This is a genomic window from Ancylobacter lacus (assembly GCF_018390635.1).
GTDB classification, from domain to species: domain Bacteria; phylum Pseudomonadota; class Alphaproteobacteria; order Rhizobiales; family Xanthobacteraceae; genus Ancylobacter; species Ancylobacter lacus.
Genome location: NZ_JAHBGE010000078.1, coordinates 61939 through 78202 on the forward strand (window position 1 = coordinate 61939; position 16264 = coordinate 78202).

The 16264-nt window shown below is 71.5% G+C and carries 20 protein-coding genes; 13 read left to right on the forward strand and 7 right to left on the reverse strand.

Annotated features, from left to right (window positions below):
- The first annotated feature begins 34 nt into the window (after positions 1-34).
- Together KHC27_RS19330 and KHC27_RS19335 are read left to right on the forward strand one after the other, a co-directional pair.
- Positions 35-952: a carbon-nitrogen hydrolase family protein gene (locus KHC27_RS19330; RefSeq protein ID WP_213341281.1), complete on the forward strand. Its 918-nt coding sequence runs from the start codon at positions 35-37 to the stop codon at positions 950-952.
- Positions 949-1413 carry a DUF1178 family protein gene (locus KHC27_RS19335; protein ID WP_213341283.1) on the forward strand — a complete coding sequence of 155 codons (465 nt, stop codon included), beginning with the start codon at positions 949-951 and terminating at the stop codon, positions 1411-1413. Before KHC27_RS19330 ends, KHC27_RS19335 begins: the two co-directional genes overlap by 4 nt.
- A gap of 28 nt (positions 1414-1441) precedes the next feature.
- Here KHC27_RS19335 and KHC27_RS19340 read toward each other — a convergent pair whose 3' ends face one another.
- The 3 genes from KHC27_RS19340 to KHC27_RS19350 all read right to left on the reverse strand — a co-directional run bounded on the left by KHC27_RS19340 (position 1442) and on the right by KHC27_RS19350 (position 3039).
- Positions 1442-2029 (reverse strand): DsbE family thiol:disulfide interchange protein, encoded by a 588-nt coding sequence (locus KHC27_RS19340; protein WP_246520108.1) that lies wholly within the window; start codon positions 2027-2029, stop codon positions 1442-1444.
- A 92-nt stretch (positions 2030-2121) separates the two neighbouring features.
- Positions 2122-2295 carry a heme exporter protein CcmD gene (gene ccmD, locus KHC27_RS19345; protein ID WP_213341287.1) on the reverse strand — a complete coding sequence of 58 codons (174 nt, stop codon included), beginning with the start codon at positions 2293-2295 and terminating at the stop codon, positions 2122-2124.
- 9 nt (positions 2296-2304) lie between these two features.
- Positions 2305-3039, reverse strand: coding sequence for a heme ABC transporter permease (locus tag KHC27_RS19350; protein WP_213341289.1), 735 nt, complete (start codon positions 3037-3039; stop codon positions 2305-2307).
- A 409-nt stretch (positions 3040-3448) separates the two neighbouring features.
- Between KHC27_RS19350 and KHC27_RS19355 the strand changes: the two genes are divergently transcribed.
- Positions 3449-4033 (forward strand): GNAT family N-acetyltransferase, encoded by a 585-nt coding sequence (locus KHC27_RS19355; RefSeq protein ID WP_213341291.1) that lies wholly within the window; start codon positions 3449-3451, stop codon positions 4031-4033.
- 66 nt (positions 4034-4099) lie between these two features.
- On the opposite strand, the gene KHC27_RS19360 is transcribed toward KHC27_RS19355, so the two are convergent.
- On the reverse strand, positions 4100-5581 hold the full coding sequence (locus tag KHC27_RS19360) for a GGDEF domain-containing protein (protein WP_213341294.1): 1482 nt from the start codon (positions 5579-5581) through the stop codon (positions 4100-4102).
- A gap of 282 nt (positions 5582-5863) precedes the next feature.
- A complete protein-coding gene (locus KHC27_RS19365; protein ID WP_213341296.1) occupies positions 5864-7369 on the reverse strand; it encodes a pyruvate kinase in 1506 nt (501 codons plus the stop codon).
- A gap of 301 nt (positions 7370-7670) precedes the next feature.
- Here KHC27_RS19365 and ffh point away from each other — a divergent pair, with 301 nt between their 5' ends.
- From ffh to rplS, 5 genes are all read left to right on the forward strand, one after another.
- Entirely contained in the window at positions 7671-9218 is a 1548-nt protein-coding gene (gene ffh, locus KHC27_RS19370; RefSeq protein WP_213341298.1) for a signal recognition particle protein, read from the forward strand.
- 98 nt (positions 9219-9316) lie between these two features.
- The gene (rpsP, locus tag KHC27_RS19375; protein WP_213341301.1) at positions 9317-9682 is read left to right on the forward strand and encodes a 30S ribosomal protein S16; all 366 of its coding nucleotides are present in this window, start codon (positions 9317-9319) and stop codon (positions 9680-9682) included.
- 126 nt (positions 9683-9808) lie between these two features.
- A complete protein-coding gene (gene rimM, locus KHC27_RS19380; protein WP_213341303.1) occupies positions 9809-10387 on the forward strand; it encodes a ribosome maturation factor RimM in 579 nt (192 codons plus the stop codon).
- 5 nt (positions 10388-10392) lie between these two features.
- Positions 10393-11112, forward strand: a complete 720-nt coding sequence (gene trmD, locus KHC27_RS19385; protein WP_213341305.1) for a tRNA (guanosine(37)-N1)-methyltransferase TrmD — start codon at positions 10393-10395, stop codon at positions 11110-11112.
- 102 nt (positions 11113-11214) lie between these two features.
- Complete coding sequence (gene rplS / locus KHC27_RS19390) at positions 11215-11625, forward strand: 50S ribosomal protein L19 (RefSeq protein ID WP_213341306.1); 411 nt, start codon at positions 11215-11217, stop codon at positions 11623-11625.
- A 161-nt stretch (positions 11626-11786) separates the two neighbouring features.
- On the opposite strand, the gene KHC27_RS19395 is transcribed toward rplS, so the two are convergent.
- Positions 11787-12026, reverse strand: coding sequence for a hypothetical protein (locus KHC27_RS19395; RefSeq protein ID WP_213341308.1), 240 nt, complete (start codon positions 12024-12026; stop codon positions 11787-11789).
- 252 nt (positions 12027-12278) lie between these two features.
- Here KHC27_RS19395 and KHC27_RS19400 point away from each other — a divergent pair, with 252 nt between their 5' ends.
- The gene (locus KHC27_RS19400; protein ID WP_213341431.1) at positions 12279-12455 is read left to right on the forward strand and encodes a hypothetical protein; all 177 of its coding nucleotides are present in this window, start codon (positions 12279-12281) and stop codon (positions 12453-12455) included.
- Between the two features lie 99 nt (positions 12456-12554).
- Positions 12555-13976 (forward strand): 3-isopropylmalate dehydratase large subunit, encoded by a 1422-nt coding sequence (leuC, locus tag KHC27_RS19405; protein WP_213341310.1) that lies wholly within the window; start codon positions 12555-12557, stop codon positions 13974-13976.
- Between the two features lie 45 nt (positions 13977-14021).
- Here leuC and KHC27_RS19410 read toward each other — a convergent pair whose 3' ends face one another.
- A complete protein-coding gene (locus KHC27_RS19410; protein WP_213341312.1) occupies positions 14022-14585 on the reverse strand; it encodes a hypothetical protein in 564 nt (187 codons plus the stop codon).
- 381 nt (positions 14586-14966) lie between these two features.
- Here KHC27_RS19410 and KHC27_RS21930 point away from each other — a divergent pair, with 381 nt between their 5' ends.
- The 3 genes from KHC27_RS21930 (at position 14967) to leuD (ending at position 16218) form a co-directional block, all read left to right on the forward strand.
- Positions 14967-15101 (forward strand): hypothetical protein, encoded by a 135-nt coding sequence (locus tag KHC27_RS21930; RefSeq protein WP_281417110.1) that lies wholly within the window; start codon positions 14967-14969, stop codon positions 15099-15101.
- A 7-nt stretch (positions 15102-15108) separates the two neighbouring features.
- Positions 15109-15525, forward strand: a complete 417-nt coding sequence (locus KHC27_RS19415) for a metallopeptidase family protein (protein ID WP_213341314.1) — start codon at positions 15109-15111, stop codon at positions 15523-15525.
- 87 nt (positions 15526-15612) lie between these two features.
- Entirely contained in the window at positions 15613-16218 is a 606-nt protein-coding gene (leuD, locus tag KHC27_RS19420; protein ID WP_213341316.1) for a 3-isopropylmalate dehydratase small subunit, read from the forward strand.
- Positions 16219-16264 lie beyond the last annotated feature (46 nt).

A 16264-nucleotide genomic window follows, 5' to 3' on the forward strand; every position in this document is an offset into this window, starting at 1 on the left:
GCCGGGCGCCATCGCCGGCCCTTTGGAGAGTGTCATGACCAGCCCGTCCAGCTCCGCCACGCCCGCGCCGCTCGGTGCCCCCTTCCGCGCGGCGCTGGTGCAGATGCGCAGCGGCCGCGACGTGGCGGCGAACGTCGCCGCGGCCTCCGCTTTCATCCGCGAGGCCGCCGCGGCGGGGGCGAGCTATGTGCAGACGCCGGAAATGACCGGCACCATGGAGGAGAGCCGGGAGAAGCTGTTCGCCGTGCTGCACGACGAGGAGAGCGACCCCGCGCTCGCCGCCTTCCGGGCGCTGGCGGCGGAGCTGCGCATCCATCTCCACATCGGCTCGCTGGCGATCCGGGCGAGCGAGCACCGCGCCGCCAACCGCGCCTTCCTGCTGGGGCCGGACGGGGCGATCCGCGCCCGCTACGACAAGATCCACATGTTCGACGTCACGCTGCCCAATGGCGACGTCTACCGCGAATCCGAGGCCTACCGCCCCGGCGACCTCGCGGTGCTGGCCGACCTGCCGCAGATCAGGCTCGGCTTCTCGATCTGCTACGATCTGCGCTTTCCCGCGCTGTTCCGCGCGCTGGCCGAGAGCGGGGCGGGGATGATCGCGGTGCCGGCGGCCTTCACCCGCACCACCGGCGAGGCGCACTGGCACGTCCTGCTGCGGGCGCGCGCGATCGAGACCGGCAGCTTCGTGCTGGCCGCCGCGCAGGGCGGCGTCCATGAGAATGGCCGCCACACCTTCGGCCATAGCCTCATCATCGACCCGTGGGGCGAAATCCTCGCCGAGGCCGGCACCGAGCCGGGCGTGATCCACGCCGAGATCGACCCCGCCAAGGTTCTGGCGGTGCGCGGGCGCATTCCCTCGCTGCAGAACGGCCGCCGCTTCGAGCTGATCGCCCCGTCCGAGGTGGAGTATCTCCACCTCGTGCCGCCGGCGGCGGGGGATGCGGCATGATCCTTTACCGGCTGGTCTGCTCCGCCGAGCACGAATTCGAAAGCTGGTTCCGCGATTCCGCGGCGTATGACGACCAGAAGGCCCGCCGGCTGGTGACCTGCCCGGTCTGCGCCTCGCCCGAGGTGGAAAAGGCCATCATGGCGCCCCGGCTCGGCCGCGCCCCGGCGGAAGCGGCGCCGGCCGCCGCGCCGCCGCCCGCCGCCGCCGAGGCGGCGCCGGTGGCGCTGCTGTCGGAGCCGGAGCAGGCGATGCGGGAAGCGCTGCGGGCGCTGCGCCAGCACGTGATCGCCCATTCGGACTATGTCGGCGACGATTTCGCCACGCTCGCCCGCCGCATGCATGAGGGCGAGGAGGAGCGGCGCTCCATCCATGGCGAGGCCAGCGCCGAGGAAATCCGCGGCCTGATCGAGGACGAGATCGAGGTCCACCCGCTGCCGCATCTGCCGGACGAGCGGAACTGACGCCCGAGCCGGGCGCCGGCCGGGCGCCTCAGTTCGACGGGGCGGCGGCCGGCGCCGCGTTTTCCGCCGGGGCCTGCATCGCCTTCTGCACCTCCGGCAGCAGCCGGGTCGCCGCGCCCTCCGCGTCGAGCGGGCCGATATATTTGTAGGCGATGCGGCCGTCCTTGCCGATGACGAAGGTCTCCGGCACGCCATAGACCCCCCAGTCGATCGCGGTGCGGCCGGAGGTGTCGACCCCGACCGCCGCATAGGGATTGCCGAAGCGGCCGAGGAAGCGGCGGGCGTTCTCGGCGTCGTCCTTGTAGTTGAGGCCGACGAGGCGGAAATCCCCCGCCAGCTTCGACAGCTCGACCAGGACGGGATGCTCGTCGCGGCAGGGCACGCACCAGGAGGCGAACACGTTCAGCACCGTGACCCGGCCCTTCAGCTCCGCCGAGGTGAGGCCCGGCACCGGCTGGCCGCCGGCATCGAGCCCGGCGAGCGGCGGCAGGTCGAGCGGGGGCGCCGCGCGCCCGATCAGCGCGGAGGGCAGCCGCGAGGGATCGCCCGAGAACAGCCGGCCATAGAACAGCGCCGCGAGCGCGGCGAACAGCAGGAGCGGCAGCAGCACCAGCAGCCGCGGCCGCCGCGCGGGCGCCGCACCTTCCTGCGCCCCACCGGCGGCGCTCTCCTGCGTCCCACCGGCGGGCGTGGTCGGCTCCGGCGCGCTCACGGCCGTCCGCCCCGGCTGTCGGAGCGGCGCCGCACGCCGCGGGCCTCCATCTCGTCGAGGCTGCGACGCAGCAGCCGGCCATCGACCGCGATCCACAGCACCAGCCCCAGCAGGACGACGGCGCTGCCGGCATAGGCGGCAACAATGAAGGAGGCGTGGTCGCCGAGCATGGGCTCTCCTCAGGCGAAGGCGGCTTCGGCCGCGGCCCGCGCCTCGAGCGCCCGCAGGCGCCGGCGCAGGATCTCGTTGCGCATGGCGGCGAGATGCAGCGTGACCATAAGCAGGGTGAAGCCCACCGCGCTCAGCAGCAGCGGCCACAGCAGGCTGGGGTCGATGGTCGGCCCGCCCATGCGGAACACCGAGGCCGGCTGGTGCAGCGTGTTCCACCAGTCCACCGAGAACTTCACGATCGGCACGTTGACGAAGCCGACCAGCGTCAGCACCGCCGCGGCACGGCCGGCCTGGCCGGCATCCTCGATCGCCGAGCGCAGCGCCAGCAGGCCGAGATAGAGCAGCAGCAGCACCAGCATCGAGGTGAGGCGGGCGTCCCACACCCAGTAGGTGCCCCACATCGGCCGGCCCCACAGCGAGCCGGTCAGCAGGCAGAGAAAGGCGAACACCGCGCCGATCGGCGCCATCGCCTTGTGCGCGACATCGGCCAGCGGGTGGCGCCAGACCAGGATGCCGAGCGCCGACACCGCCAGCGCGGTGTAGCCGGCCATGGCCAGCCAGGCGAACGGCACGTGAATGTACATGATCTTCACGGTCTCGCCCTGCTGGTAGTCCGCCGGGGCCTGGAAGGCGAGCCAGAGGGCGACCAGCAGCACCGCGGCGGTGAGCGCGGCGAGCCACGGCAGCACGCGCCCGGCGAGGCCGAGAAAGCGCGTGGGATTGGCGTAGTCCATGATCGCCATGGCGGCCCGGTCCTCCTGCGGCGCTCGCGCGGCGCCGTCCGGCGGTTCTAGTCGTCGCGGCCGGCCGCCGCAACACGGCAGGGTGCGGCACAACGCTGATGTGAAACCGCCGCGGCCGCGGCGAAGGGTGGCGGCGTGCGGCGCGGCGCAGGGGGCGCGGCGGGCAGCGCGCGGCCTGCCGCTCGGTCACGGCACGGTTCCGTGATCGCCGGATCCGGGCCGGACCGACGAAAGCCCGATGAATGCCCGGTGAATGCCACGTTCAGCGCCGATTCCTCGGCTGTCACTAGAGTGCGATCCCATCGGGGCGTGCTCTCGCGTGCCTTCAGGAAGCGCGTCGCCGTCCGGGATGCGCATTGCCGCGACCAGGGCGCTCCGGGACCGGAGGCCCGTCCGAGGGAGGGACAGCATGATCGACGCCGCGCCCATCTACCCCGCCGTGCTCGCTTCGGCCGGTTTGCGCATCCGCCGCGCCACCGCCGGCGACCTCCCGGAAATCCGCCGCCTGCAGGCGGACGCCCTGCGCAGCGCCGCCATCCGCCTGCACGGGGCGGAGCTGGAGGAGACGCTGCCGCGGCTCGACGTGCTGGAACCGGAGCCGAGCGAGGCGGGCGGCTTCTTCATCGCCGAGATCGAGGGCGAGCCGGTCGCCTGCGGCGGCTGGTCGTGGCGGGCGCCGGCGGGCGGTGGCGAGGGCATCGAGCTTCCGGCGAAGGACGGCCGGGCGGTGTGCCGGGTCCACGGCTTCTGCGTGCACCCGCTGTTCATCCGTCACGGCATCGGCGCCACGCTGATGGCCCGAATCGACCGCGACATGCGGGCGAGCGGGGTGGTCCGGGCGCAGGCGGCCATCGCCTTCGGCGCGGTGGGCTTCTTCGCCGGGCGGGGCTGGCAGTCGCGCGGCGCGGTGTTCGGCATGCTCGACGGCGGCATGGTTTTTCTGGGCGTGCAGATGGAGAAGCGGCTTCCGGCCGCGAGCTACCAGGCGGCGTGAAGGCTGGCCTCGGGGGCGCGTCGCGGCGGGCGCCACGCCTCCCCGGGCGGCGGCCTCCGGGCGTTTCTAGCCGATCGAGCCGGCGGCGATGTAGTCGCAGGCCTCCCAGCGGTTGCGGCCGGACTGCTTGGCGCGATAGAGCGCCTCGTCCGCCACCATCAGCAGCGGCCCCAGCTCGGGCGGCGCCTGCCAGGCGGTGGCGACGCCGATGCTGACCGTCACTTCGAGGCGCCGGTCGTGGCCGATCTCGACCGGTGTCGTCGCGAACACCCGGCAAATGCGCTCGGCCACCGCGGCGGCCTCCGCCGCCGTGCAGGCGGACAGCAGGACGGCGAACTCCTCGCCGCCCATGCGGGCGAGGGTGTCGCGCTCGCGCACATTCTGCTCCAGCAGCCGGGCGAAGGCGACCAGCACCCGGTCGCCGGCGACATGGCCGTGGGTGTCGTTGATCGATTTGAAGCGGTCGATGTCCAGCATGAGCATCGCCACCGGGGCGCGCTCGATCACCAGCCGGTCGAGCGCCTGGGTGGCGCGCTCGCCGAAGGCGGTGCGGTTCGGCAGGCTGGTGAGCGGGTCGTGATTGGCGAGAAACCGCAGCCGCTCCATCAGCGCCACGTTGGACTGCATCGAGCTCGCCACCATCAGCGGCGCGAAGGCGATGAGGGTGACGCCGAGCCGGATCGACAGCAGCGCCTGCGCGCTGTGCACGTCCACCGTGATGTCGAGCCCGCCATTGGCGATGGCGATGAGGCTCGATGCGGCGAAGCCGAGCGTCAGCAGGCAGCTCGTGAACATGGAATAGCGGATGGCGCACCAGAGCAGCGCCGGCACCGGGAAGGCGACCGCCCCCGGGCCTCCCACGATCATCGCCCCCGCCCCGGACGCCGCCAGCGCGAAGGCGGGCAGCAGATCCCAGCCCGCCACCGGCCCCGCCGCCCGGCGGGCGCCGCCTTTCACCACCGCGCGCAGGCCGCGCGGCAGGGTGAGCATCACCGGCAGGATGACCATGTAGTTGAGCAGTTCCGTCAGGAACCAGAACACCCACGCCTCGCCGAACCCGCCGCCATAGAGCGCGATCGAGATCACCGCCCCGGTCAGCGCGGCGGCGGCCGAGGCGGCGGCGGCGACGAGGCCGAGATTGAGCACGGAGCCCGGCCGGGCAAGGCGCCGGTCCTCCTCGCCCACCATGCCGAAGGCGATGTAGCCCACCGCGACGCCGGACAGATTGGCGGCGCTGAGCAGCATCGTCAGGTGGAAGCTGCCGCCGCTCGCGAGGTCGGCGAGCACGAAGCCCAGCGCCGCGAACACCCAGGAGAGCGGGTTGGCCAGCATGGGAAACCGCACCATCGCCCCCAGCATCAGCGCATTGGCGGGCCAGAACGCGGCGAGATGGCCGGCGGTGCGGGTGACGATGCCGAACATCGCCCACACGAAGACGGCGAGCCCCAGCAGCGCGGCATAATAGAGGGTGTCGAGTTCGATCCATGACGCCGCGATGCGCCTGGCGGGCGCGGGCTCCCGCTCGGTGGTCAAGTGCCGATGTGGCATCGCGCGTCTCAAGTGTTCTGCGAGGCTGGAATATCCAGGGTGCGTGGCCAGTCGGCCGGTACACGAGAAAACCGCAACAGTAGAAAATTGCAACAAAATAGAAGTAATGTGCATGCATATTATGCGTAATGGCCTTTTCATTGGGCATCATGCCCACAGGTCATGGCGCAACGGCATACCACCCGGCGGTTGCGCCGGGTGGTCTGGGAGACCGGTCGGGTTGTCTGGCTGGACGGCGTGCATAGGCGCCGTGCGCGGCGCGCTGGCAGGGCGGGCCGGACCCTACCAGGACTGCAGCGCGCGCAGCGTCGGCGTCTTCTTGTCCAGATGCGCGCTCATGCGGCCGAGCAGGCGGTCCAGCAGGTCGATCGCCTCTTCCACCGCCGGGCCCTTGTTGAGCATCACGCATTCGGCCCGGGCCGCCATGGCGGCGTCGGTCATCTCGCCGCGCGAGGGGGTGCCGTCGCGCACGAGGTCTTCCAGCACCTGCGTCGCCCAGATCGCCGGAACGGCGGCGGCCTCGCAGATCCAGAGCAGTTCCTCCTGCATCTCCGCCATCCGCTCGAAGCCGATCTCGGCGGCGAGATCGCCGCGCGCGATCATCACGCTGAAGGGGCCGCGCCGGGCGGCGCGGGCGATGAGGTCCGGCAGGTTGGCCAGCGCTTCCGGCCGCTCCACCTTCGCCATCAGCCCCAGCGGGCGGCCGGTGCCGAGCCGCGCGATGGCGGCGTCGAGCAGGTCGATGTCCTCCGGCCGGCTGACGAAGGAGTAGCCGAGCAGGTCGGCGCATTCGAGCACGGTGGCGAGATCGTCCGTATCCTTCGCCGTCAGCGGGGAGAGGCCGAGCGCGGTGTCGGGCAGGTTGATGCCCTTCTCCGGCTTCAGCCTGGTGCCGTCGGCGCGGGCGTGGCGGATGCGGATGATGGCCTCGTCGCCGGAAACGCTCTCGACCACGCCCTCCACCTTGCCGTCGTCGTAGCGCACCCGGTCGCCCACCGTCAGCCGGGTGACGATCTCCGGCAGCGAGACGGCGGCGGAGAAGGCGGCGTCCTCGTCGATGCGCGGCGCGCCATGGGCGACGAGGCGCAGCGCGTCCCCGGTCCGCAGCCGTCCGTCCGGCTTGCCTTTCTTCATCGGCAGCACCGCGCCGGTGCGGATCTTGGGGCCGGCAATGTCCATCAGCACGGTGATGCGGCGGCCGAGCGCCTCGCCGGCGGCGCGGACATGCCCGGCCATGGCGCGCCACGCGGCGGCGTCGTCATGGGCGCAGTTGATGCGCGCGACATCCATGCCGTGGCGGGCGAGGGAGAGCACATAGGCGGGGTCGCCGGCCGCCTCGCTCGGCAGCGTCACCATGATGCGGGTGTAGCGGCCCGCCGGCTCGGCGCCGAAGATCGTCTCGCTGGCGGCATCGAGCCGGTTTTCCCCGGCAAAGAAGGTGGCGGCGTCCGGCGGGACGGTGGGGGAGGGGCGGCCTTCCAGCGCGCTCGCGGCGGCGATCACCGAGTCCAGCGTGGGCAGCACCCGGCCCTCCAGCCGGCCGAGGGAGGAGAGGCCGCGCCGCATGAGCTGCCGCTGCAGCGCGCGCAGGTCGTGGTGGCGCAGCGCGAGGTAATGGGCGAGATTGGCGAGGGCGTCGTCCTCCCGACCCGCCAGCGCGGCGAAGCGCGCCGCCAGCGGCGCCGCCTCGTCCAGCACCGCCCGGCGCAGCGCCTCCAGCGCCTCGCGCAGCGCGGTGTCGCCCACCGTGTCCTCGAATGCCGCCGGCACGCTGTCCTGAACGTTCATCATCGCCTCCGCAGATGTCGGCGCGAAGCTAGGGGCGCGCTGTTACGGCGCCGTGACCTGGGTCAAGCCGGCGCGGGCGGGGCCGGCCGGGCGCTCCTCGCGGCGGCGCCAAAGCCGGCCGGGGCCCGCCAATCTTGACTTCGCGGGGCGCCGCGCGTATCTCCCGCCCATCCTCGCACTCTCCGCGAGCCGTCCCGCCGCCCGGTCCCTGAGGCCGGAGGTCCACGCCCGACAGCGCTGAGCGCCCTCGGGCGCGTTCGGCATTGCGCAGATCGCAGGAACCGATGGAGCGAGCGAACGCATGTTCGATTCACTGAGCGACCGCCTTGGCGGGATACTCGACCGGCTGAAGCGGCGCGGCGCCCTGACCGAGGGCGACGTGAACGAGGCCATGCGCGAGGTGCGCCGGGCCCTGATCGAGGCCGACGTCGCGCTGGACGTGGTGCGCTCCTTCACCGACCGGGTCCGCGGCCGGGCGATCGGTGCCGAGGTGGTGAAGTCGATCACCCCCGGCCAGATGGTGGTCAAGATCGTCCATGACGAGCTGGTCGCCATGCTCGGCTCCGACGCCAAGCCGATCGACCTCGACGCCGCCCCGCCGGTCGCGGTGCTGATGGTCGGCCTGCAGGGCTCGGGCAAGACCACCTCCACCGCCAAGATCGCCAAGCGCCTCACCGAGCGGAGCAACCGCAAGGTGCTGATGGCCTCGCTCGACACCCGCCGCCCCGCGGCGATGGAGCAGCTCGCCACGCTCGGCAAGCAGGTCGAGGTCCAGACCCTGCCGATCATCGCCGGCCAGAGCGCGGTGCAGATCGCCCGCCGGGCCATGGACGCCGCCCGGCTCGGCGGCTTCGACGTCGTGATGCTCGACACCGCCGGCCGCGTCACCCTCGACGAGGCGCTGATGGCCGAGGTCGCCGAGGTCAAGCAGGTCACCCGCCCGCACGAGGTCATCCTCGTCGCCGACAGCCTCACCGGCCAGGACGCGGTGATCACCGCCAAGGCCTTCGACGAGCGGGTCGGGCTCACCGGCATCGTGCTGACCCGCGCCGATGGCGATGGCCGCGGCGGCGCCGCGCTCTCCATGCGCGCCGTCACCGGCAAGCCGATCAAGCTGCTCGGCACCGGCGAGAAGATGGACGCGCTGGAGGATTTCGATCCCCGCCGCGTCGCCGGCCGCATCCTCGGCATGGGCGACGTCGTCTCGCTGGTCGAGAAGGCGGTCGAGAACATCGACGCCGAAAAGGCGATGGCCGCTGCCGAGCGGATGCGCAAGGGCACCTTCGATCTCGAGGACCTGCGCATGCAGCTCGAGCAGATGGAGAAGCTCGGCGGCCTCGGCGGGCTGATGGGCATGCTGCCCGGCGTCGGCAAGATGAAGAACCAGATGGCCGCCGCCGGCCTCGACGACAAGCTGGTCAAGCGGCAGAAGGCCATCATCGATTCGATGACCCGCAAGGAGCGGCGCAACCCGAAGCTGCTCGACGCCTCCCGCCGCAAGCGCATCGCCGCCGGCTCCGGCACCAAGGTCGAGGACATCAACCGGCTGATGAAGCTGCACCGCCAGATGGCGGACATGATGAAGATGATGGGCGGCGCCGCCGGCAAGCGCGGGCCGATGGCCGGCCTCGCCTCCATGTTCGGCCTCGGTGGCGGGGGCGGCATGCCCAGCCCCGAGCAGCTCAAGCAGATGGCCGAAAAGATGCCGGGCGGGCTGCCCGGCGGCATGCCCGGTGGCGGGCTGCCCTCCAAATTCCCCGGAAACCTGCCCGGCCTTCCCGGCCTCGGCAAGCCGGGCGGGCTGCCCGGCCTGCCGGGCTTCGGCAAGGGCCCGGAGAAGAAGAAGTGACGACCGCCGGTCGTCATCCCGGACGGCGCCGCGGTGCCGCCCGGGATGACGGCGGGTGCCGACAAGCCGACTGACAGACTGTACTGAAAGGAAAGACCATGTCCCTGAAGATCCGCCTCGCCCGCGGCGGCGCCAAGAAGCGCCCCTACTACCGCATCGTCGTCGCCGACTCGCGCTCCCCGCGCGATGGCCGCTTCATCGAGAAGATCGGCACCTTCGACCCGCTGAAGCCGAAGGACGCCGCCGATCGCTTCACCCTCGACGCCGAGAAGGCCAAGGCCTGGCTTGAAAAGGGCGCCCAGCCGACCGACCGCGTCGCCCGCTTCCTCGACAGCCTCGACCTGGTGAAGCGTCCCGCGCGCAACAACCCCGAGAAGGCCGTGCCCGGCAAGAAGGCGCAGGAGCGCGCCGCCGCCGCCGCGAAGGCCGCCGAGGCCGCTGCCGCCGCCGCGTCCGCCGAGTGAGGTCCTGGCCGGGCGTTCGCGCCCGGCCTGCCCGTCGCGATGCCGGGGCGAGGGCGCCCGTGCCGGCGCCCCGCCGCTCTTCCCGCTTCCGAGCCGCTCGCGAGGCGTGCCGAGAGGTCGAACGCCATGCCCGCCGACCGCATCCTGCTCGCCCGCATCGGCGCTCCTCACGGCGTGAGGGGCGAGGTGCGGCTGTTCGTGTTCGCGCAGGACCCCGCGAGCCTGCTGGACTACCCCTTCCTCACCGACGAGACCGGCGCCCGCCGGCTGCGCCTGCTCGCGCTGCGGCCGGCCAAGGACCATTTCGTCGCGCGGCTCGAGGGCATCGCCACCCGCGAAGCCGCCGAGGCGCTCACCAATCTCGGCCTGCATGTCAGCCGCGATGCGCTGCCCCCGACCGAGGACGAGGACGATTTCTACCACGCCGACCTCATCGGACTGGCGGCGGTGACGCCGGAGGGCGCCGCGTTCGGCACCGTGCTGGCGGTGCATGATTTCGGCGCCGGCGACATTGTCGAGATCGCGCCGGAGGGCGGCGGCAAGACCGTGCTGGTGCCCTTCACCCGCGCGGCGGTGCCGGTGGTGGACCTTGCGTCCGGCCGCGTCGTCGTGGACGCCACCGGCTGGGTGGGCGAGGACGAGCCGCCGGCGGAGGCCGATCCCGACAGGGAGCCGGACCGCGAGGCCGGCGCCGGCAAGGACTGAGCCGCATGTGGCGTGCCGGCATCGTCACCCTGTTTCCCGAGATGTTTCCCGGCCCGCTCGGCCTCTCGCTGGCGGGGCGGGCGCTCGGCGCCGGCACCTGGGCGCTGGAGACGGTGGACCCGCGCGACCACGCCACCGACCGCCACCGTTCCGTGGACGACACCCCCGCCGGGGGCGGGCCGGGCATGGTGATGCGCGTCGATGTGCTGGCGCGGGCCATCGATGCCGCCGCCCCGGCGGGCGATGGCCGCCCGCGGCTCGTCATGACACCGCGCGGCCGCCCGCTGACCCAGGCCCGCGTGCGGGAGCTTGCGGCGGGCGAGGGGGTCGTGGTGGTGTGCGGCCGCTTCGAGGGCATCGACGAGCGGCTGATGGCGGCGCGCGGGCTGGAGGAGGTCAGCGTCGCCGATGTGGTGCTCTCCGGCGGGGAGATCGGCGCGCTGCTGCTGCTCGACGCCTGCGTGCGTCTGCTGCCCGGGGTGATGGGCCATCCCGATTCGGGCACGGAGGAGAGTTTTTCCGCCGGGCTGCTGGAATACCCGCAATACACCCGGCCGGCGCTGTTCGAAGGGGTGGGCATCCCGGAGGTGCTCACCTCCGGCGATCACGCCCGGGTGGCGCGCTGGCGCCGCGCGCAGGCCGAGGCCGCCACCCGCGAGCGGCGGCCGGACCTGTGGGCCGCCCATTGCGCCCCGCATGACGGTTCCGCGACCGAAAAGGCATGACAAGCCACCCGGCATCGCGTATAGGGCGCGCCATCACTGTTCCAACTGACAACAGCAAGATGCGTATGCCGGCTTGCCGTGACATGCGCCTGAGGTGATCCTATGGTCGATATCATTCAGCAGCTCGACAACGAGCAGATCGAGAAGCTCTCGGCGGTCAAGACGCTGCCCGACTTCCAGCCCGGCGACACGGTGATCGTGAACGTCAAGGTGAAGGAAGGCGAGCGCACCCGCGTGCAGGCCTATGAAGGCGTGGTGATCGCCCGCTCCGGCGGCGGCATCAACGAGAACTTCACCGTTCGCAAGATTTCGTATGGCGAGGGCGTCGAGCGCGTGTTCCCGCTCTACTCCCCGAACATCGACAGCCTGAAGGTGGTGCGTCGCGGCAAGGTCCGCCGCGCGAAGCTCTATTACCTGCGCGACCGTCGCGGCAAGTCGGCCCGCATCGCCGAGCGTCAGGAGAAGCCGGGCGAGCGCGCCGCGAAGAAGGCGGCCAGCACCGCGGCCGAATGAGGCGGCGCCGGACCGCGTCCGGCTCCCTCCATGTGTGATTCGACGGCCGGGACACGCTCCCGGCCGTTTTGTTTTGTCCAATTGTTTCGGATGGCTGCCGTGCGCGATCGCCGTGCGCCCGACGCGGCCAGCGGCGGGACGGGACCTATGCCGCGCCGGACTCAGCAATCCTTGATGTGGCGGACGCGGGTGCGGGTCTGCTGTTCCACGATCAGCGTGCCGTCGCCGAGGAAAGCCGCCTGCATCACGGTGGCGAAGTCGGGCTGGCGCAGCGGGCAGGTGATCATCTTCGGCTCGTCCGCACGTGCGGAGGCGACGGTGAGGTCGGTGCGGTTGCGGCCCTCATAGAGGAAAAGGGCCCCAAGCGTCGCGATCACAAGGCCGATATCGCTGACACGCATGGCAACTCCGCTCGCCTTTCCTCTACGTCGTATGACGTAGCGAAAACTCTAGCGCAGCGTAGCTGTTCCGGCCATCTCTTCTTGACCCTAAGTCAGGTGCGACAAAAGGGGAGAGCTGTCGTCCTGGAATACTTTATTCAAGTCGGCGGCGCTTGAATCGCGCGCGCCGGCCCCCGATCTAACGGCGAAGACACCGGCGCGGCGATGGCCGGGCCGATTGTGTTGGCGCCGGCTCCTTGGTAGAAACGTTCCATGATGACGGTCAGGTTCTTCGGTGGCGGCAGGAATCGGGAGAGCGCGTGCGCGCGTCCCGAGCGACGTCGTCGCCTGCCGACCACGATCGGTTTTGCCGCCGTGCCGGACCATGTGCGCCTGCCGGCCCGGTTCTTCGGTCGCTTCACGGCCTGCGCGGTGGCGGGCCTTCGCTGAGCGCATCCCGGAGGCTCGCCTCCCGGCTGCGCCTGCCCGCGGTGCCCTGTGGCCCGCCCGCGCCCGTTTTCCTGTTTTCCCTGCGATGAGACGCCCGAGATGAGCCCGTCCGCTCCGCGTACCCTGTATGACAAGATCTTCGACGACCACGTCGTCGACCGCCAGCCCGATGGCACCTGCCTGCTCTACATCGACCGCCACCTCGTCCACGAGGTGACCAGCCCGCAGGCCTTCGAGGGGCTGCGCATCGCCGGCCGCAAGGTGCACGCGCCGCAGAAGACGCTGGCGGTGGTGGACCACAACGTCCCCACCTCCGACCGCCGCTTCGGCATCGACGATCCCGAGAGCCGCACCCAGGTCGAGACGCTGGCCGAGAACGCCCGTGACTTCGGCATCGAGTATTTCAACGAACTCGACCGCCGCCAGGGCATCGTCCACGTCATCGGGCCGGAGCAGGGCTTCACCCTGCCGGGCACCACCATCGTCTGCGGCGACAGCCACACCTCCACCCATGGCGCGTTCGGCGCGCTGGCCCACGGCATCGGCACCTCGGAGGTGGAGCATGTGCTCGCCACCCAGACGCTGATCCAGCGCAAGGCCAAGAACATGCGCGTCATCGTCGACGGCACGCTGCCCGAAGGCGTGACCGCCAAGGACGTGACGCTGGCGATCATCGGCGCCACCGGCACCGCCGGCGGCACCGGCTACGTCATCGAATATGCCGGCGAGGTGTTCCGCGCGCTGTCGATGGAAGGCCGCATGACGGTCTGCAACATGTCGATCGAGGGCGGTGCCCGCGCCGGCATGGTGGCTCCCGACGAGAAGACCTTCGCCTATGTGAAGGACCGCCCCCGCGCGCCCAAGGGCGCGGCATGGGACGCCGCCCTGCGCTACTGGGAGACGCTGCACACCGACGACGACGCCTTCTTCGACCACATCGTGCGGCTCGACGGCGGCGCCCTGCCGCCCATCGTGAGCTGGGGCACCAGCCCGGAGGACGTCATCTCGGTCGAGGGCGCGGTGCCGGACCCCGATCTCATCGAGGACGAGGGCAAGCGCGAGGCCAAGCGCCGCGCCCTGGCCTATATGGGCCTCAAGGCCGGCACCAAGATCACCGACATCGCCATCGACAAGGTGTTCATCGGCTCCTGCACCAATGCCCGCATCGAGGATCTGCGCGCCGCCGCCGCCATCGTGCGCGGGCAGAAGGTGCGCGAGGGCGTCTCCGGCATGGTCGTGCCGGGCTCGGGGCTGGTGAAGGCGCAGGCCGAGGCCGAGGGATTGGACGCCGTGTTCCGCGCCGCCGGGTTCGACTGGCGCGAGCCGGGCTGCTCCATGTGCCTCGCGATGAACGCCGACAAGCTCGGCCCGGAGGAGCGCTGCGCCTCCACCTCGAACCGCAATTTCGAGGGACGCCAGGGCTATAAGGGCCGCACCCATCTCGTGTCGCCGGCCATGGCGGCGGCGGCGGCCATCGCCGGCCGTTTCGTCGACGTGCGGAACTGGCCGAAGGTGGCCTGACGGGCCGAGCCCGGCCGACGGCCGGGCTCGTTCGCGTCGCCGGTCCTACCAGCAGCGCCAGCGCTGCACATAGACCTGCTGGCCATAGCGCCAGCGCGGCACCGCGACGTAGCCGCAATTGCCGCCCTGGGCATAAGGCGCGGCGGTCATGGCGCCGAGGGCAAGGCCGGTGACGAAGCCCGCTCCGGCGCCGGCGCCGTTCCAGCCGTTGCCGTAATAGCCGCCGCCGTAATAGCGGGGGCCGTAATAGCCGGGTCCGCGCCCGTAATAGCGCGGGCCGCCACCGTAATAGCCGCCGCGACCCCAGCGCGGACCGCCGTTCCAGCCGGGACCGCCGCGGTTCCAGCCCGGGCCGCGCCCGTTCCAGCCGGGGCCACGGTTCCAGCCGGGCCCGCCGCCGTTCCAGCCCGGCCCGCCGCCGTTCCAGCCCGGCCCACCGCCGTTCCAGCCGGGTCCGCCATTGTCGCGCACGTCCATGGCGAGGGGTGGGGCCTCGTCGGCGGCGGCGCCGATCGCCTGCGGCTGCAGCGGGGCGGCTTCCGCCGGCGCGAGACTGAAGAGGGCCAGCGCCATGGCGACAGAGGCGCCGATCTTGAGGGTGGAAGTCATGCCGAGCACTCCTCGAACGGTGTGGTCCTCCGGGGCCGGCCGCGCAGTGCGGGCGGTGGGAGGAGATGCGGTCGCCGCGGTCGTGGCGCTGCATCGTCTTCTGATCCCGGCAACGCCGGGGAGGGACGGTGCGTTCCGGCCTGCCCGCCATGTCCCGCGCCAGTCTGTCGGGCGGGGGCTGGCGGCGGGACGGAGCGTGAGGACGGCGTCACGATCGGGCCTGACGCAAGAGAAGGCCTCTGGGCATGAACGAGGCTTGAGGGGGCGGTTCAGGCGGCGTTCAACATGCGGGCGCCGGTGCGGCGGTGCCGTTCCGCCGCCGCAATGCCCCGGGATGGCGGCGGTTGCCGCCGGGATGGCGTGCCGGCCGGGGGGGACGCCATGAGCCCGGATTCACAGGGTTCCCCGCCGCCGGACGACTGGGCCGAGCGCTGGGGGCGCCGCATCGGGCGCGGCCTTGCCGTGCTGGCCTGCCTTGTTCTCGCCTATCATTTTATCGCCACCTACCTCAGATGAGGCGCCGATGACCGACGAGATTGCCGCCCTGCGCCGCCTGAAGGCGCCGACCCTCGCCGAAATCGAGGTGATGGCCGAGGCGGCCTTCGCCCGGCTTCCCCGCCGTTTCCGCGACATGTGCGGGAACATGGTGATCCGGGTGGAGGACTTCCCCACCGAGGACGTGCTGGAGGAGCTGGAGGCGGAGAGCGAGTTCGACCTGCTCGGCCTGTTCCAGGGCGTCGGGCTGGCGCAGGCGGGCGAGAGCGCGTCCTTCGCCATGCCGAACATGATCCACCTCTACCGCCGGCCCATCCTCGACTACTGGGCCGAGCACGAGGAGACCCTTGGCCGGATCGTGAGCCATGTGCTCATCCACGAGATCGGCCACCATTTCGGCCTCTCCGACGACGACATGGAGCGGGTCGAGCGCGAGGCGGGCTGAGCCCCGCCCTTTTGCATCGACCCGCCGGACCGACTAGAAACGCCACAAAGGGCGGCCCCCGCGCCGCCCGAGCCGGGAACCCAGACGATGGACAAGTTCACCACCCTCACGAGCGTCGCGGCGCCGCTGCCGCTGGTCAATGTCGACACCGACATGATCATCCCCAAGCAGTACCTGAAGACGATCAAGCGCACCGGCCTCGGCAAGGGCCTGTTCTCCGAGCTGCGCTATCTCGACGACGGCTCCGACAATCCCGACTTCGTGCTGAACAAGCCGAGCTACAAGGGCGCCTCGATCCTGATCGCCGGTGACAATTTCGGCTGCGGCTCCTCCCGCGAGCACGCCCCGTGGGCGCTGCTCGATTTCGGCATCCGCTGCGTGATCTCCACGTCCTTCGCCGACATCTTCTACAATAACTGCTTCAAGAACGGCATCCTGCCGATCAAGGTGACACCGGAGCAGCTCAAGGCGCTGTTCGACGACGCCTCCCGCGGCGCCAATGCCCGGATCACGGTCGATCTTGAGAGCCAGACCATCACCGGGCCGGACGGCGGCACCATCGGCTTCGAGATCGATGCGCACCGCAAGCACTGCCTGCTGAACGGGCTCGACGACATCGGCCTCACCAAGGTGAAGGAAGACAGGATCGCCGCCTTCGAGAGCCGGCTCGAGGCCGAGCGGCCGTGGGCGTGAGCCGGCTGGGCGCGAGCCGGGCCGGCGTCGGCGGGCCTAAAGGGCA

Excerpts from the sequence above, each read along its gene's own strand:
- KHC27_RS19330 (WP_213341281.1), top strand. The coding sequence starts at position 35 with ATGACCAGCCCGTCCAGCTCCGCCACGCCCGCGCCGCTCGGTGCCCCC.
- KHC27_RS19335 (WP_213341283.1), top strand. The coding sequence starts at position 949 with ATGATCCTTTACCGGCTGGTCTGCTCCGCCGAGCACGAATTCGAAAGC.
- ccmD (WP_213341287.1), bottom strand. The coding sequence starts at position 2,295 with ATGCTCGGCGACCACGCCTCCTTCATTGTTGCCGCCTATGCCGGCAGC.
- KHC27_RS19350 (WP_213341289.1), bottom strand. The coding sequence starts at position 3,039 with ATGGCGATCATGGACTACGCCAATCCCACGCGCTTTCTCGGCCTCGCC.
- KHC27_RS19355 (WP_213341291.1), top strand. The coding sequence starts at position 3,449 with ATGATCGACGCCGCGCCCATCTACCCCGCCGTGCTCGCTTCGGCCGGT.
- KHC27_RS19360 (WP_213341294.1), bottom strand. The coding sequence starts at position 5,581 with ATGCCACATCGGCACTTGACCACCGAGCGGGAGCCCGCGCCCGCCAGG.
- KHC27_RS19365 (WP_213341296.1), bottom strand. The coding sequence starts at position 7,369 with ATGAACGTTCAGGACAGCGTGCCGGCGGCATTCGAGGACACGGTGGGC.
- ffh (WP_213341298.1), top strand. The coding sequence starts at position 7,671 with ATGTTCGATTCACTGAGCGACCGCCTTGGCGGGATACTCGACCGGCTG.
- rpsP (WP_213341301.1), top strand. The coding sequence starts at position 9,317 with ATGTCCCTGAAGATCCGCCTCGCCCGCGGCGGCGCCAAGAAGCGCCCC.
- rimM (WP_213341303.1), top strand. The coding sequence starts at position 9,809 with ATGCCCGCCGACCGCATCCTGCTCGCCCGCATCGGCGCTCCTCACGGC.
- trmD (WP_213341305.1), top strand. The coding sequence starts at position 10,393 with ATGTGGCGTGCCGGCATCGTCACCCTGTTTCCCGAGATGTTTCCCGGC.
- rplS (WP_213341306.1), top strand. The coding sequence starts at position 11,215 with ATGGTCGATATCATTCAGCAGCTCGACAACGAGCAGATCGAGAAGCTC.
- KHC27_RS19395 (WP_213341308.1), bottom strand. The coding sequence starts at position 12,026 with ATGCGTGTCAGCGATATCGGCCTTGTGATCGCGACGCTTGGGGCCCTT.
- KHC27_RS19400 (WP_213341431.1), top strand. The coding sequence starts at position 12,279 with ATGATGACGGTCAGGTTCTTCGGTGGCGGCAGGAATCGGGAGAGCGCG.
- leuC (WP_213341310.1), top strand. The coding sequence starts at position 12,555 with ATGAGCCCGTCCGCTCCGCGTACCCTGTATGACAAGATCTTCGACGAC.
- KHC27_RS19410 (WP_213341312.1), bottom strand. The coding sequence starts at position 14,585 with ATGACTTCCACCCTCAAGATCGGCGCCTCTGTCGCCATGGCGCTGGCC.
- KHC27_RS21930 (WP_281417110.1), top strand. The coding sequence starts at position 14,967 with ATGAGCCCGGATTCACAGGGTTCCCCGCCGCCGGACGACTGGGCCGAG.
- KHC27_RS19415 (WP_213341314.1), top strand. The coding sequence starts at position 15,109 with ATGACCGACGAGATTGCCGCCCTGCGCCGCCTGAAGGCGCCGACCCTC.
- leuD (WP_213341316.1), top strand. The coding sequence starts at position 15,613 with ATGGACAAGTTCACCACCCTCACGAGCGTCGCGGCGCCGCTGCCGCTG.